This is a genomic window from Haloferula sp., assembly GCF_049672945.1.
In the GTDB taxonomy this organism is placed as follows: Bacteria; Verrucomicrobiota; Verrucomicrobiia; order Verrucomicrobiales; family Akkermansiaceae; genus Haloferula.
Genome location: NZ_JBATWY010000092.1, coordinates 1 through 14,872, shown reverse-complemented (window position 1 = coordinate 14,872; position 14,872 = coordinate 1). Strand labels below are relative to the sequence as shown.

At 58.0% G+C, this 14,872-nt stretch carries 15 protein-coding genes; 10 read left to right on the top strand and 5 right to left on the bottom strand.

What is annotated here, in order from left to right; translation table 11 throughout:
- Positions 1 to 17: 17 nt before the first annotated feature.
- The 5 genes from sucB to WBG04_RS08030 all read left to right on the top strand — a co-directional run bounded on the left by sucB (position 18) and on the right by WBG04_RS08030 (position 4,362).
- Positions 18 to 1,457 (top strand): dihydrolipoyllysine-residue succinyltransferase, encoded by a 1,440-nt coding sequence (gene sucB / locus WBG04_RS08050; protein WP_424313892.1) that lies wholly within the window; start codon positions 18 to 20, stop codon positions 1,455 to 1,457.
- A gap of 69 nt (positions 1,458 to 1,526) precedes the next feature.
- On the top strand, positions 1,527 to 2,291 hold the full coding sequence (gene hisA / locus WBG04_RS08045) for a phosphoribosylformimino-5-aminoimidazole carboxamide ribotide isomerase (RefSeq protein WP_424313891.1): 765 nt from the start codon (positions 1,527 to 1,529) through the stop codon (positions 2,289 to 2,291).
- 54 nt (positions 2,292 to 2,345) lie between these two features.
- Positions 2,346 to 3,092 carry a CorA family divalent cation transporter gene (locus tag WBG04_RS08040; protein ID WP_424313890.1) on the top strand — a complete coding sequence of 249 codons (747 nt, stop codon included), beginning with the start codon at positions 2,346 to 2,348 and terminating at the stop codon, positions 3,090 to 3,092.
- Entirely contained in the window at positions 3,068 to 3,889 is an 822-nt protein-coding gene (locus WBG04_RS08035) for a zinc-dependent peptidase (protein ID WP_424313889.1), read from the top strand. The genes WBG04_RS08040 and WBG04_RS08035 overlap by 25 nt, the downstream gene beginning before the upstream one ends.
- A gap of 68 nt (positions 3,890 to 3,957) precedes the next feature.
- Complete coding sequence (locus WBG04_RS08030) at positions 3,958 to 4,362, top strand: DUF2752 domain-containing protein (RefSeq protein ID WP_424313888.1); 405 nt, start codon at positions 3,958 to 3,960, stop codon at positions 4,360 to 4,362.
- A gap of 1 nt (position 4,363) precedes the next feature.
- Here WBG04_RS08030 and WBG04_RS08025 read toward each other — a convergent pair whose 3' ends face one another.
- Together WBG04_RS08025 and WBG04_RS08020 are read right to left on the bottom strand one after the other, a co-directional pair.
- Positions 4,364 to 4,948: a riboflavin synthase gene (locus tag WBG04_RS08025; protein ID WP_424313887.1), complete on the bottom strand. Its 585-nt coding sequence runs from the start codon at positions 4,946 to 4,948 to the stop codon at positions 4,364 to 4,366.
- A gap of 7 nt (positions 4,949 to 4,955) precedes the next feature.
- Complete coding sequence (locus WBG04_RS08020; RefSeq protein WP_424313886.1) at positions 4,956 to 6,614, bottom strand: putative Na+/H+ antiporter; 1,659 nt, start codon at positions 6,612 to 6,614, stop codon at positions 4,956 to 4,958.
- Between the two features lie 107 nt (positions 6,615 to 6,721).
- On the opposite strand from WBG04_RS08020, the gene WBG04_RS08015 reads away from it, so the two are divergent.
- The 3 genes from WBG04_RS08015 (at position 6,722) to WBG04_RS08005 (ending at position 8,981) form a co-directional block, all read left to right on the top strand.
- Entirely contained in the window at positions 6,722 to 7,633 is a 912-nt protein-coding gene (locus WBG04_RS08015; RefSeq protein ID WP_424313885.1) for a thioredoxin family protein, read from the top strand.
- 64 nt (positions 7,634 to 7,697) lie between these two features.
- Positions 7,698 to 8,627, top strand: a complete 930-nt coding sequence (gene trxB, locus WBG04_RS08010; protein WP_424313884.1) for a thioredoxin-disulfide reductase — start codon at positions 7,698 to 7,700, stop codon at positions 8,625 to 8,627.
- Positions 8,628 to 8,699: 72 nt separating this feature from the next.
- Positions 8,700 to 8,981 carry a hypothetical protein gene (locus WBG04_RS08005; protein ID WP_424313883.1) on the top strand — a complete coding sequence of 94 codons (282 nt, stop codon included), beginning with the start codon at positions 8,700 to 8,702 and terminating at the stop codon, positions 8,979 to 8,981.
- Positions 8,982 to 9,149: 168 nt separating this feature from the next.
- Here WBG04_RS08005 and WBG04_RS08000 read toward each other — a convergent pair whose 3' ends face one another.
- On the bottom strand, positions 9,150 to 9,572 hold the full coding sequence (locus tag WBG04_RS08000; RefSeq protein WP_424313882.1) for a response regulator transcription factor: 423 nt from the start codon (positions 9,570 to 9,572) through the stop codon (positions 9,150 to 9,152).
- Positions 9,573 to 9,669: 97 nt separating this feature from the next.
- The gene (locus WBG04_RS07995; RefSeq protein WP_424313881.1) at positions 9,670 to 11,193 is read right to left on the bottom strand and encodes a glycogen synthase; all 1,524 of its coding nucleotides are present in this window, start codon (positions 11,191 to 11,193) and stop codon (positions 9,670 to 9,672) included.
- A gap of 145 nt (positions 11,194 to 11,338) precedes the next feature.
- Between WBG04_RS07995 and WBG04_RS07990 the strand changes: the two genes are divergently transcribed.
- Positions 11,339 to 12,670 (top strand): dipeptidase, encoded by a 1,332-nt coding sequence (locus WBG04_RS07990; protein ID WP_424313880.1) that lies wholly within the window; start codon positions 11,339 to 11,341, stop codon positions 12,668 to 12,670.
- A 4-nt stretch (positions 12,671 to 12,674) separates the two neighbouring features.
- Positions 12,675 to 14,357 (top strand): glutamine--tRNA ligase/YqeY domain fusion protein, encoded by a 1,683-nt coding sequence (locus WBG04_RS07985; RefSeq protein ID WP_424313879.1) that lies wholly within the window; start codon positions 12,675 to 12,677, stop codon positions 14,355 to 14,357.
- 311 nt (positions 14,358 to 14,668) lie between these two features.
- Here WBG04_RS07985 and WBG04_RS07980 read toward each other — a convergent pair.
- Positions 14,669 to 14,872: hypothetical protein (locus tag WBG04_RS07980; RefSeq protein ID WP_424313878.1), on the bottom strand; the 204-nt coding region annotated here is incomplete at its 5' end.

The window sequence follows — 14,872 nt, the reverse complement described above, 5'->3', positions numbered from 1 at the left end:
TTTTGAATTCAGTTTCCATGCCCACGAAAGTCAAAGTCCCTTCAGCAGGTGAGTCGATCACCAGCGCAAACGTCGCCCAATGGCACAAAGCAGATGGTGAGGACGTCGCCAAAGGTGATGTGCTGGTCACTTTGGAGACTGACAAGGTTTCCAACGAACTCGTGGCGGAGGTTGGGGGAGTGCTGAAGGTGCTGGTCTCCGAGGGCGAAGAGGTTGCCATTGGAACGGTGATCGGTGAGATCGAGGAAAGTAAGGGAGCTCCTGCGGAAGCGGATTCGAGCCCGTCAGATCCAAAAGCCGAAGCCGAGAAAACTGAGCCCGCAGCGAAGGAAGCTTCCGCGGCAGGAACAGTTGTCGATGTCAAGGTGCCAGCCGCGGGGGAGTCAATCACCAGTGCGAACGTTGCGGCTTGGCAAAAGAAGGATGGTGATTCGGTTTCCAAGGGAGACCCGCTGGTCACGCTGGAGACCGACAAGGTCTCTACGGAGCTCGAGGCTGACGCGTCCGGTGTCATCAAGATCCTCGTCCCCGAGGGTGAGGAAGTTTCGATTGGAACGGTGATTGCCCGGATTACGGTGGGGGCTGCAACGGCCCCAGCTGCCGAGAAGACTGCTGATCCCGCTCCTGCTGCCAAGGACGCTCCTGCTGCCAAGGAAGCTCCTGCGGCTCAGAAGGGGGCTAGCCCGGAGAAACCGAAGCCCGATTTTGGAGTGCTTCAACTGCCGAAGGAAAAGGTCGATGTCACTCCGGTCAAGGAGGGTCGTACTTCACGGCGGAAGATGAGCATGCTGCGTCGCAAGATCGCCACGCATCTCGTGAACGCTCAGCAGACGGCTGCCATTCTCACCACTTTCAACGAAGCCGACATGTCGGCGGTGATGAATCTGCGTAAGGAGGTGCAGGAGGAATTCATCAAGAAGCACGGCGTGAAATTGGGCTTCATGTCCTTCTTCGTGAAGGCAGTCGTGCAAGCCTTGAAGGATGTGCCGGCAGTCAATGCCCAGATCGATGGCAACGAAATCATCGAGAATCATTTCCACGATATCGGTGTGGCGATTGGCACCGAGAAGGGCTTGGTGGTTCCGGTGCTGCGCGATTGCGACGACAAGGGATTCGCCGAGATCGAGAAGGACATCATCGGTTACGCCGAGAAAGCGCGAGACGGCAAGATGCAGATCGAGGACCTGCAGGGCGGCGTCTTTACCATCTCCAATGGCGGCACCTACGGCTCCTTGCTGAGCACTCCGATCCTGAATCCCCCGCAAAGCGGTATTCTGGGAATGCACACCATTCAGAAGCGTCCGGTCGCCGTCGACGGTAAGGTCGAGATTCGCCCGATGATGTATCTCGCGCTCAGCTATGACCACCGACTCGTCGACGGCAAGGAAGCGGTCACCTTCCTGATTCGTATCAAGGATTGCATTGAAAATCCGACGCGGTTGATGTTGGAGATGTAATGGGTGGGCGGCGATTCGCCGGTTTGATCTTGGTAGGAAAGGGAGCGGGAGCAGAGTCGCCAAATCATCATGACGAAGTTCCGACCGTGCATCGATCTCCACTCCGGCAAGGTGAAGCAGATTGTTGGCGGGACGCTCCGTGACGATGGACCTGGTCCCAAGGAGAACTTCGTTTCTGAAAAGAGTCCGGCGTGGTTTGCCTCAAAGTTCCGGAGGGATGGTCTGACGGGAGCACATGTGATCAAGCTCGGGCCGGGAAATGATGAAGCCGCCAAGGAGGCTCTAACGGCTTGGCCGGGCGGTCTCCAAATCGGTGGGAGCATCAACCTTGAGAACGCCCAGTATTGGTTGGGTCTTGGAGCATCCCAGGTTATTGTAACCTCCTGGTTATTCAATGATTGCAATGAATTTGACGAGAACAGAGTAAAAGAGCTTTCGAGTCTGATTGGCGCGGACCACCTGGTCATTGATCTGTCATCCCGCCGAACGGAGTCCGCTTGGACCGTGGCGACGAATCGCTGGCAGACGCTCACTGACCTTGAGTTGACGGTTGAGACGCTCGACCGACTCGCGCCTTATTGTTCGGAATTTCTGATCCATGCAGCGGACGTCGAAGGGCTTTGTCGGGGGATCGATCAGGACCTGGTGGAGATGCTCGGGAGCTGGGGAAAGCGGCCGGTCACCTATGCGGGTGGCGCGGCATCGATGGATGATGTTCGTCTGGTGGAGAGCTTGAGCGAGGGTCGGGTGGACGTGACCGTCGGATCGGCGCTGGATCTGTTTGGAGGTTCTGGGGTGGGCTACGAGGAGTTGGTGGAGTGGAATCGCCGGTGAAGGAGGAGGAATTCCTGCTTTCGGGATGGAGGTGACCACGCTTGAGTAGGAGGCGTGAGCAACACTCGTGAACACTGCTTCTTGCCAAAGGGCTTCGATGTGGAGCCGGAGTTGCGTGACCAGCTCAGCACCCGGGCAGGGAGCCAGCGATGTCTCGTAGGTCATGACGAACTGCTGCTGATCGTTCACGAGGTGCCGGTTTCCGGGGTGCCGGAGCGTGAGGCTCTGGTCTTTTGGAAAACACCTGGAGGTGGATGGTTCGGACCGGACTCGGGCAAAGGGCTCGGTCAACTTTCGGCCTTGCTGGATCGCTACCAGCGGCAGGTCGATGAGTATGAGGCGGTGATCGACGAACCGACAGGTGCGGAGTCGGTCTTCAAGGTTGCGCGGCACTCCGGCCCGCTGGCGCGGTCGACCCGGAACTTGTTGACGGCTCTGGAACAGGCCTTGGGCCACGACGAGGAAAACCGGGAGCTCAGAGGTTTGAGGGATCGAGGAAAGGAGCTGGAGCGGGCGGCGGAACTGCTTTTTCACGATGCAAAACTGGTGCTGGACTTTCAGCAGGCGGAACGGGCGGAAGAGCAGCAGGAAGCAACGGAGCGGCTGAACACCATCGCCTTCAGGCTCAATCTGATGGCGGGCTTCTTTCTTCCTTTGGTGGGAATCGGCGCGCTGCTTGGAATGAATGTCGATATTCCGGATGTGGTGAGGCACTGGTTCTGGGGGATTTTCTTCAGTGGGCTGCTGTTAGGGCTAATGGTGCTCATTCTCGTTGGTTGGAAGACTCATGGGAGGAAATGATGGGGCTTTGGATATTTCTGGGCGGGGTGGTGCTGGTCCTTGGGATCGGCTGGTGGCACAGCTCGAAGAAACGACAGCGTCGAATGCGGCTGCGTTCGATGCGACTCGGCGAATCCGAGCGCCGGATGTTGGAGGAAGCCTTTCCCCTCTGGGCAAGCCTTCCGGATGAAACCCGGGCTTTGGTGGAAGGATGGATTCACGTCTTCATCGATGAGAAATTCTTCGAAGCCTGTGGTGATCTTGAATTCGTGAGCGATGAGATGAGGCTGGTGATCGCGGGCCAGGCCTGCTTGCTGATCGCTCATCGGCCCCAGGACTACTATGAGCGCTTGAAGTCGGTGCTGATTTATCCCGGAGCCTACCGGGCTGGAGATGAGGAGGATGATTCCGATGTTCGATTGGGCGAGAGCTGGGGAACCGGAAGTGTGGTGTTGGGTTGGTCCAGTGTTCTAAGAGGTGGGCGTGATACGCGGGATGGTCACAATGTCGTGCTCCACGAGTTTGCGCATCAACTCGATCAGGAGGATGGCGCGGCGGACGGGGTGCCGAGTTTGGATGATGGGGAGGATTACGGGCAGTGGTCGCGGGCCTTTGCGCCGGCTTACGAAGCCTTCTGCGAGCGCGTCAATGCTGGCAAGAGGAGTGTACTCGATGACTATGGAGCCACCAACCCCGCTGAGTTTTTTGCAGTGGCCACCGAGACCTTTTTTGAAAAGCCGGTGGCCATGAAGAGGGAAGAGCCAGAAGTTTACGGGATGCTCGTGGAATTTTATGGGATGGATCCAGTGAGCTGGTGATGTCTCTTGGTTGTTTTCAGAAGTCGATGGAGGAAATGGATCAAGCACCTCGGAATAGAATCCCAGCAATGCATGTCGGTCGCTTGTCCGTGGTGCTGGGTGTGCTTGCGCTGATGGCGGGCGTGGCCTTTTGGTTGAATGCTTTTGGACCGGAGGCGATGCCTTTTGGCTGCTTGTTTCATACGCTCACGGGATGGCATTGTCCGGGGTGTGGGATGACCCGGGCAAGCCATGCCGTGCTTGAAGGCAGGTTTTTCGAGGCGCTCCGATACAACCCGGTGGGCATCATCGTGATCCCACTCCTCATCCTGGTGCTTCTGGTCCGGGCCTACTACTGGGTCCGGGGAATTCCGCCACGCTGGAAGATGTCGGCCAGCAGGGGAGCACTCATTACGATCGCTGTGCTGAGTCTCGTCTTTTTCGTGCTTCGGAATCTGCCATGGTGGCCGTTCACCTTGCTCGCGCCGCCCTGATTCAGCGGCGTAGCAGCTTGGCAACGTGTTTCGCGAGCACGTCTGCCTCAAGATTGACCCGTTGGCCGGACGATCGCGTGCAGAGATTGGTGCGGGCGATGGTGTGGGGAATGATCCAGAAGCGAGCGAGTGTGTCTTCCAATTCGGCGATGGTCAGGGAGATGCCGTCGATCGCGAGTGATCCCTTGTCGATGGAGAGTGCGGCAATTTCTTCTGGAAGACGAATCTCAAGCAGGTGGTCCTGTCCATGAGGCTCAAGCTTTTCGATCACTCCGGTATCATCGATGTGACCTTGAACAAAATGACCTCCAAGCCGGTCACCGGCGCGCAGTGCGCGTTCGAGATTCACAAGGTCTCCCGGCTTGAGATCGCCCAAGGAGGTGACGCTGAGTGTCTGGGTCAGCACATCGAAGGAGACTCTTGCGTCGACAAGCTCGGCCACGGTCAGGCAGCAACCATTGATCGCGACCGATTCCCCACTTTCCAATTCATTGGCGAATGGGATTTCAAGGGTCAGTCGAGCCTGATCGCCTCGTTCTTCGAGCGCGATAACTTGACCAGTGGATTCAACGAGTCCGGTAAACATGAGAGCCTTAATGCCCGGTTGATTCTTCGATGATGGTACCCGGGGCAACGGGGCCCTCGATGGATTCGACTTTATCTGGGGAGAGGTCCTTGCTGAACATTTCATCGATGCCGTCGTCTGGCATCAGATACATGTAAAGGGCGACGATGAGGGTGGGGACGATGGCACCTCCCAAGAGCTTCCCTGGCGAAACGCCGTCGCCGAAGAATTTACCGAGCAGGGCCTGACCAGCGGGGTTCGGGGCATTGGCGATGACGGTCAAGCCACCACCGGTAACGGCGCCGGCGAGGACGGCGTATTTCAGGTCGGCAGGCAGGCCATCGACTTGGCTGGCGAGGAAAGTAATCGCAGCGTTGTCATTGAAGGAGGTCAACAGGATTGACCCAATGAAGAGGGGTAACTGCTCAAGCGAGCTGATGATGGGAGCGAGCCACCATCCTTGGAGACCGCCGTGAATGACGAGCCCGGCGAGGAAGAATCCGACAAGCACCGGCCCCTTGAGGTTGACCGCATGCTGGTGGTGGGCAGTCGCCATCCGGAAGGCGAGGAAGAAGAGGAACCCGAGGATGAAGATCTGGGGAAAGTGCGCGAAGTAGACCGTGAAGGCCATGAACAGCAGGTGGACGACCGTGATCCAGAGCGGGACGGGACCATGCCCTTGACCGAGGTCGCCGGTGCCGTCACCATCCGTGTCCGCGAGCTTCTTGCTCATGTCTCCGAGCTCCTTGCGGAAGATGAAGAAGTAGACGGCGGTGGAAGTCAGGATGCCAAGTATCGCCTTTTCGCCGAAGTGCAGGAACATCTCCGCGGTGCTGAGATCCCACTTGTCAGGGCCGGCGACCATCAGCACGGGTGGTGCGGCGAAGTTGGTGAGAACGCCGCCGACCGAGATATTGACGAAGAGCAAACCAAGGGTGGCGTAGGCGAACTTCGGGCTCGGCTTGAGCCGGTAGAACTTCTTCGCCAGAAGCATCGCGGCGATGGTCATCGCACCCGGCTCGGTGATGAAGGAACCGAGGATCGGAGCAACGATCAGGATCGAGAGCCACCAGGCCGATGGCGTGTGTTTCCCGAACTTGGCGAAAAAGCTGAGGCAGTCTTCCGCGAAATTCAGGACCGGGCGGGTCGAGGCGAGGGCCATGATGACGACCACGAACATGGGCTCGGTGAAGTTCACGCTGCTCATGTAGGATTCGACCGCCTGGACGTCGTAGAAATAGAACATGGCCGCCAGCAGTCCGATGACCCAGATGCCGAAGATCGCTTCGACCTCGCCGAGGAAATGGAGCATCGTCGCTTTGAAACTGACCATGTCCGAGGCGTGGGCGGGCAGGCCCTGCTTTTCCATGGCGCGGCGGATGGAGGCATCGTGTTCGTGCTGAACGCGGTGGGCCATCTTGGTCAGCGGGACGGCAAAGAAGGTGTGGATGATGGCGCAGACGAAGATGAGCGTGGAGACCGCGAGGAAAGGCGCCTCGGAAGCGCGGAACTTGACCTTGGCCATGATTCCATCGATGCCAGCGGCCTTTTCCTGGGCGGGGAATTTGTCCATCTGCTGGACAAACTCTGGAGTGTCGATTCCGTGTCCTCCTCCGCCGGCGGCGAAGGCAGAGGGGGCAAAAATGGCGAACAACAGGGCGAGGAGGATGATCAGGCGGGTGTTCATTAAAGGCTCCGGAACGAAAGTGGCGGGAGTTTGGCGGCGAATCCCTATCTCGCAAGGCAAACTGGGTCCTGATTGCATCTCGATTCCCGGCAGATTAGGGTTTTTTCATGTTACGCCGACTTTCGTGGCTCTGGCCGGTCCTCATCATCGTTTCCTGCGGTAGTTCCGAGGACCCGTTTGATGCGGGTGACAAACCCTTCGGGCCATCCGGCATCCCGCCCGCATTGCGGGGAGGTGGCGGACAGGGGGGGACGCCCCTTGCTCCCGGAGGCATTTCGGACGAGATGAAGAACAATCCCGGAGTGGTCCTCGATCCCAATGAAATTGTTTACACCGATCCGGATGCGGAAGACCCCGAGAGCCTCCCGACCGAGCTGGGTGCGCTACTGGCGGAAGGCCCTCAGGAGGGACCCTGGAGTCAGAGCTATACCACGGTGTTCAAGCGGGCGAGGCGGGAAGACAAGCCCGTCCTCATCTGGTTCACCGATTCCCAGAACAGCGTGAATTGCAAGATGTTGAGCGAGGAACTCTTCAATGATCCCGAGTTTGATGATTGGGCCAGCGAGACCTTTGTCCGGCTCCGGGTCGACGTCCGGGTCTCCGGTGAGACCAACGACGAGGAGTCGCGCCGCAAGGACTATGTCAACAATCTGAGGAAACGCTTCAAGGTCTTGGGCAATCCGATGCTGATCGTGCTGACCCCGGCGGAGGAAGTCATCCTGAAGGAAAAAGGCTTTGTGCGCGGCCAGGCGAATTTCAAATGGGGGCAGCTCCGACAATCCGCCAAAGTCGCCGCGGACAAGCACGAGAAATGGAAACAGAAGATGGAGAAAAAGGGCTATCGGACGTGGAAGGACCCTCGTGGTCGGAAGATTTTCGCGAAACTCGTGGCTTATCGGGATGGCGAGCTGATCATCGTCGAGCCTGATGGAACCCGCGCGCGGACCAAGGAAAGGAATCTCTCGCCGGAAGATCAGGACTGGATCGCCGCCGAGAAGCGGGCTCGGGGAATTGAGTGAGACCGACGGTTGACCAAAACCGCATTCACCCGGAATACTCCCATCCGTCTCGACTTACAGGAACATGGAAAACGTCATCATCATCGGAACCGGTTGTGCCGGATACACGGCCGCCATCTACACCGCGCGCGCGAATTTGGAGCCCCTCATGCTGACCGGCACTCAGCCGGGCGGCCAGTTGACGACCACCACCGAAGTGGAGAATTTCCCCGGATTTCCGGAAGGCATCATGGGCCCCGAGCTGATGATGAACATGCAGAAGCAGGCGGAGAAGTTCGGTGCCAGAATCGAGTTCTCCCAGGTGGAGAGCGTGACCAAGATGCCAGCGGGCCACTTCGAAGTGAAGGTTGCGGACAAGACGCTCGAGGCCAGGACGGTCATTGTTTCGACCGGTGCGGCACCCCGTCACATGGGCATCGAGGGGGAGGAAAAATTGATTGGGCACGGTCTGACTTCATGCGCGACCTGTGATGGTGCGTTCTATCGTGATGTTCCGGTCTGTGTGATCGGAGGTGGCGACAGTGCCTGTGAAGAAGCCAGCTTCCTCACCCGCTTTGCCAGTAAGGTTTATCTCATTCATCGCCGGGATGAGCTTCGCGCTTCGAAAATCATGGCGGATCGCGCCTTGGCGAACGAGAAAATCGAGCCGGTCTGGAATAGTACGGTAACCGAGTATCTAACGGATGATGCCGGTGAAATGCGTGCGGTGAAACTGAAGGACACCGTGGATGGCAGCGAGAGCGAGCTCGAGGTGGCCTGTGTCTTCGTCGCGATCGGCCACGTGCCGAATAGCGCGTTCCTCGAAGATCTCGTGGATAAGGACGAAAACGGCTACATTTTGCAGACCCCGGGCCGCACCGCGACGAAGACCGTCGGCTTGTTCGCTGCGGGCGACGTTGCGGATCACTATTATCGGCAGGCGATTACCGCCGCAGGGCAGGGATGTGCGGCCGCGCTTGAGGCCGAACGCTACCTGACCGATCTGGAAGACTGAGCTCAATGGCGGGCTCCGGATATCCTCAACTGATCTCTTGGCAGTTTCAATCAGTCGTCTAGCTTTGCTTCGATGAGTCGCAAGCAAGGCAGTCAGTGGGCGGTCAACAAGGGGATGGCGGAAGCGGTTCTTCGTGACCGGGGCCATCGCCGCAGCGTGCTTGGGACCTTTGCTTTCGGCATGCTCGGAATGCTGGCCTTGGGTCTGTGGGGCATCGAAGAGTGGTTGAAGGAATCCATTCTCCGATTCGGACTCTACTGGGGCGCTTGCGGGCTCCTGTGTCTCTTTGTGCTGCTGTTCGCCCTCTTCGACGTCCTCGTGACGATCAAGGAGGAGCGGGAGAGGGAGCCTTAGCTCAGTGCCGCATCCGCGTGACCGTCTTGGGTTGGTCGAGGACCGGTCAGGTTCGTAATCGGCGTCGGGGCTTGGCCCGTCATGGAGCGCCTGATGCAGGCTCTGTTTTCGCTGAGCTTCCTTTGTCTTGAAAGACGCTTTGCGCCGGATGGGGGATTCAGCAGGAATTCAGTGATACCATGGGCACTGACCGCTACTTGCCCGGTGGCAGATCGGTGGCAGAGCATCTGAATCCGAAACGCAAAGATCGAGAAAGCTCCGAACGACACAAATCACCAGTTGCACCCGGTCCCTGACATCAAGCTTGTGGTAGATGCGTTCAGTGTATGTGTGGACCGTGCTTGTCGAAAGGCCAAGCGATGACGCAATCGCCAACTCGGTCTTATCGTCAAAGATCCCTTGCACGACCTGAAGTTCCCGGGGTGAGAGCTTGAGGACGTCGGCGATTCGATCCCAGGCAAGACGGCAAAGAATGGTAGCCCCCCCGGGACGCGGGGAGAAGGCGAAGCCCTTTGATGGATTCAGTGAAGAAAGGATCTCGTCTCCACCATTTGATCCGCATAAGGAATCTGGATTGCTGGAAGCGGGCATGGTTCGGAATTTGGCATTCCAACCATAGCAGGATTCTCAACGCATTAAAGGGCTTTCTCGCTGACCTTTTCAGGTCAAAGGGGCCGCCAGCAGGGCATCAGGCAGTTGTGGCGATCGGTTCGCTGATCGACTGACCGAGAATGCTTTCGTAACGGCGAATGTATTCGGCTGCAGTCGTCATGTGATTGAAGCGAATCTTGGCATCGCGCATGATGCGTTGCAGGTGTACTTCCCGAACGTCATCCGGAAGGCGGTGGAATTCGATCGCCTTGTTGATGGCCCAGAGGAGTCCGCCGGAATCAAAGACATTGAAGAGGAAGCCATTGCCCTGTTCGGCCTCGATGTCGAGATTTTCAATCGTATCGTGAAGACCACCGGTATCGTGGGCGATGGTCATGGAACCGTATTTGGGAGCGATCATTTGGGGGAGACCGCAGGGCTCGAAAGAGGAAGGCATCAGCACGAAGTCACAGGCGGCATAACCGAGGTGGGAGAGGTCTTCGCTGAAGTCCCGAACGGCAACACGATCGTGGAGCCCGTGCATGGCGACGATGTCGTGGAAATGTCTCTGGAAAGATCCGCTTGCGATGACGGCGATCTGCAGGCCGTCTTTTTCATAGTCGCGGATGATCTGGTGAAGGATCTCCGTGACCAGGTGACAACCCTTCTGAACGGGGTCGAGCCGTGAAGGCCAGAACAGCAATGGAGCCTTCGGATCCACCTTGAGCCCGAGGGTTTCCTGCAGACGTTTTTTGTTCGCCGCTTTACCCGCCATCACCGTGTTCACGGAAAAATGGTCACTGATGTAGGTGTCGCGAACCGGGTTGAAGGCGGAGTCAGGGGCGTTGAGGATACCGCTGGCAGCCCCATGCTGGCACTTCGCCCACAGTTCGTGGCGGATGTGCCCGGGAATGTGTTCGTGGATTCCGTCGACCACCTCCGAGAGGAAGGTCGGGCTTACCGAGTTGACATGGTCCGCCGCCATGATGCCGGTGGCGAGAAGATCGACGGGGTTTGAATTACGGGACTCTTCGTAGTTGTGGGGAGCTTTCTGATAGTAGAGGTAATTCCAGAAATCAGCAGCATCGATGCCTCGGTCCTCGATGGTTTCGAGCGTCATGCGCTCGGTGTGGATGTTGTGGACAGTGAACAGGGACTTGATCTTGTGCCGCCGCGCGACTGCCGGAATCAGGCCGGTCATCCAGTCGTTGCAGTGGATGAGATGCGGGCGGACCTGGGGGATGATGTGATTGATGACCTCACGCTGGAAAGCGAGGGAGATCAAGTGGTTCTCTTTTTCACTGTAGACCCGCTGGCGGTGATAGAAGACCCGGTCCTCGGCCAGATGAATGCGCTGTTCGGGAAGCGCCCGGCTGACCTTGCCAAACTCGTAATCGTGGACGTGTGCCACATCGAGGTGGAACATCTTGCGATAGTTCGGCAGGGCGACGTGGACATCGGCCCCCTGATCATAGAGCGCCTTGACCAGCGAGGCGGAAACGTCAGCCATGCCGCCGGCTTTCGCGGAAAGCCGCTGAGCGAGGTTGCCCATGCCCTCCGGGAGGTAGGTAATCTCGGGGGTAACGACGAGAATTCGAGGTCGTGTTTTTTCTGAAGGCATGCTTGGAGTAGTCACCGGTGTGCGTATTGCAACCACTCTAGGCGGGGGGGCTTCGAGGTGAAAGAACGAAAGGTCTGAAAGGCGGACTAAATGTGTCTGCGGGTTTGGTCTTGCCCGCGGAGTGGGCCGAGGGCATGGATGCGCCATGACTTCCGAATTGGAGCAGCTTTTCGAATTCCTGAGATTTCCCAGTATTTCGACGGATTCCCGCCATGCCGGCGACGTCAGGGCCTGTGCCGAGTGGTTGGTTGCCAAATCGACGGATCTCGGATTGACCGCAGAACTGCATGAAACCGCCCGCCATCCGCTGGTTGTGGCGAGGAATCAGCACCAGCCAGGAAGAAAAACGGTGCTGATCTACGGGCACTACGATGTTCAGCCAGTGGATCCGCTTGAACTCTGGTCCAGTGACCCCTTCGCGCCAGAAATCAGAGATGGACGCATCTGGGCAAGGGGCGCGACGGACAACAAGGGGCAAATGTTTTCCCATCTGTTGGGTGTCGGCAAGACCATGGCCGAAAAGGGCGACCTGCCAGTGAATCTGATCTTTCTGTTCGAGGGTGAGGAAGAAATCGGCAGCCCGAACCTTGCAGCCTTTCTGCGGGAAAATCGTGAATCTCTAGCCTGCGATGTGATCGCGGTATCGGACACCGGGATGGTGGCGCCGGGCGTGCCGACGATGGGCTATGGCCTGAGGGGAATCACTTGTTGCGATGTAATCGTTCGCGGTCCGGACAAGGACCTTCACTCCGGGCTTTTCGGCGGCGCGGTCGCCAATCCGGCGACGGCCGTCGCCCAACTCGTTGCCAGTCTCCATGATGAGGAGGGGAGAATTTTGATCGAGGGATTTTACGACGATGTTCGACCGCTTGAGGATTGGGAGCGGGAAATGTGGGCCAGGGTGCCCGGCGTGGCGGATGACGATTTCAAGAAGGTGACCGGCTGCAAATCGCTCTACGGAGAGGCGGGCTACTCGGCGGCCGAGCAGACCTGGGCCCGGCCCACGGCCGAGGTGAATGGCATCGGTGGCGGCTATCAGGGAGAGGGATCAAAGACGGTGATTCCGTCACAAGCGATGGCGAAGTTCTCCTTCCGTCTGGTGCCCGATCAGGATCCAGCCGACATCATGAAGAAGGTGCAGGCCCACTTTGAAAAGCACTGCCCGGCGGGCGTGGAGCTGGAAGTCATCCCTGGTCACGATGGGAAACCCTACCATGTCGATCCGCACGGAGCGTATGGCAAAGCCGCGCAACGGGCGCTCAAGACGGCATTCGGTAAAGACGGCGTGCTGATCCGGGAGGGTGGCAGTATCCCGATCATCGAGGACCTCCGGGAAATTCTCGGAGCCGATACCTTGCTCTTGGGGCTCGCTCTCGCCGATGCCCAGATTCATTCTCCCAACGAGAACTTCCCGGTCGAGAACTTCGAGTCCGGGATCCGCCTGAATCAGGCCCTGCTTGAAGAACTTTCAAAGTAACACGATGTCCGAAACCGAATCACCGAAGCTCGACTTCATTCGCGAAATCATTGCCGAGGATCTGGCGAGCGGGAAGCATGCGACCACCATCACCCGCTTCCCGCCGGAGCCGAATGGCTACCTTCATATCGGTCATGCAAAAGCGATCTGCCTGAACTTCGGGATCGCTCAGGAAAACGCGGCGAGCGGTGCCAGGTGCCATCTGCGCTTTGACGATACCAATCCCGAAAAGGAGGACGTGGAATACGTCGAGAGCATCAAGGAGGATGTGAAGTGGCTCGGCTTCGACTGGGGAGATGATCTCTATTTTGCGAGCGACTACTTCGAGTTCTTCTACGAGGCAGCGGTGGCGCTGATCGAGAAAGGCCTGGCGTATGTGGATCGTCAGACCCCCGAGCAGATTCGCGAGAACCGCGGCAACCTTCAGACCCCGGGCATCGAGTCTCCGAGTCGCACGGCTTCGGTTGGAGAGAATCTTGAACTCTTCGCGAAAATGCGCGCCGGCGGCTTCCAGGAAGGGGAGGCGGTGCTGCGTGCCAAGATCGATATGGCATCGCCAAACATGGTGATGCGGGATCCGGTCATCTATCGGGTTCTTCACGCCAAACACCACAACACGGGAACATCTTGGTCCATTTACCCGATGTATGACTTCGCCCATCCGCTGGAGGATGCCAAGGAGCACGTCACCCATTCGCTCTGCACGCTGGAGTTCGAGATCCATCGCCCGTTCTACGAGTGGGTGATCGAAAACTGCCCGGTGCCTGCGAAACCGCGTCAGATCGAGTTCTCGCGGCTCAATCTGAACTACACCGTGATGAGCAAGCGCAAGCTGCTAACGCTGGTGAAGGAAGGCCACGTCGATGGTTGGGATGATCCCCGCATGCCAACGCTTTCGGGATTGCGGCGGCGGGGTTATCCTGCCGCCGCGATCCGGTCATTTTGCAAGGGTTTGGGTATTACCAAGTTCAAGGGGACGACGGATATCGCGCTGCTTGAGCACGAAGTGCGAGGTCATCTCAACGAGGTGGCGCCGCGGCGCATGGCGGTTCTGGATCCGCTCAAACTCGTCATCACGAACTACGAGGAAAGTCGTAGCGAGGAGATCGTGCTGCCGAATCACCCGGGGAAGCCGGAGATGGGGGATCGAAGTGTGGCATTGACGCGGGAGCTTTGGATCGAGCGTGACGACTTTATGGAGGATCCTCCGAAGAAGTTCTTCCGTCTCGGGCCCGAACGCTACGTGCGCCTGCGCGGTGGCTACATTGTGAAGTGCACCGGATTTGAGAAAGATGCGGATGGAAACGTCACTGAAGTCCAGTGCGAGTATCTGCCGGGAACCATCGGCAGCGATGCACCGGAAGGGGTGAAGTGTAAGGCGGTGATCCATTGGGTTTCCGCGACGCACGGCAAGGCGGCCGAAGTCCGACTCTACGACCGACTCTTCTCGGTTGAGGACCCGGATGCGGTCGAGGCGGGGTTCACTTCGGTGCTCAATCCTGATTCGCTCGAGACAATTGAGGCTTGGGTCGAACCGGCATTGGCGGAGACCGAGCCTGAAAACGTGTTCCAGTTTGAGCGCACCGGATACTTCGTGGCCGATCGCGTGGACCACGCCGTCGGTGAAAAGCTGGTTTTCAATCGCACCGTGGCACTAAGGGATTCGTGGAGCGGAAAGAATGGCTGAAGTGTCCAAGCCTTAGCCGCTGAAAGCCCATTCGAAATTGCCTGTCTCACCGGGCCCGAGCTTGCCTAACACGTGCAGCGCCTGACTGGGGCTCCCGTTTGCACCATTTTCCCGTCCCATTGGAACGACTTATGATAGCCGTGGACTTTCAGTCCACCGAGAGACGCAAGGGAAAATGCGTCACTTCGTGACGCAACACCTCGCAGGAATCATCAAGCGCAGTTGAGCGCTCACGACACAGATAGGCTCAATCCTTTCGCCTGCAGCAATGGGAAGCCTAAGCTCCAACAATCAGCTTATCCGGAGCTGTTTCAAAAAATTAAAAACCTTGACTGACCCTCTTTCCAAAGCGGCTTATTCGTCGTCGCCATATCCGGCTTGTTCTGCTTCTTGGATTCAAGACCGAAGTGCGACAGATTGGGCATGTGAATTACAGTCAAATCAGCAAGGAGGAGCGATATGCCATCGCCGCAATGCGCGGAGAGTATGTAGGAGTCGCAGAGATCGCAAGGCGC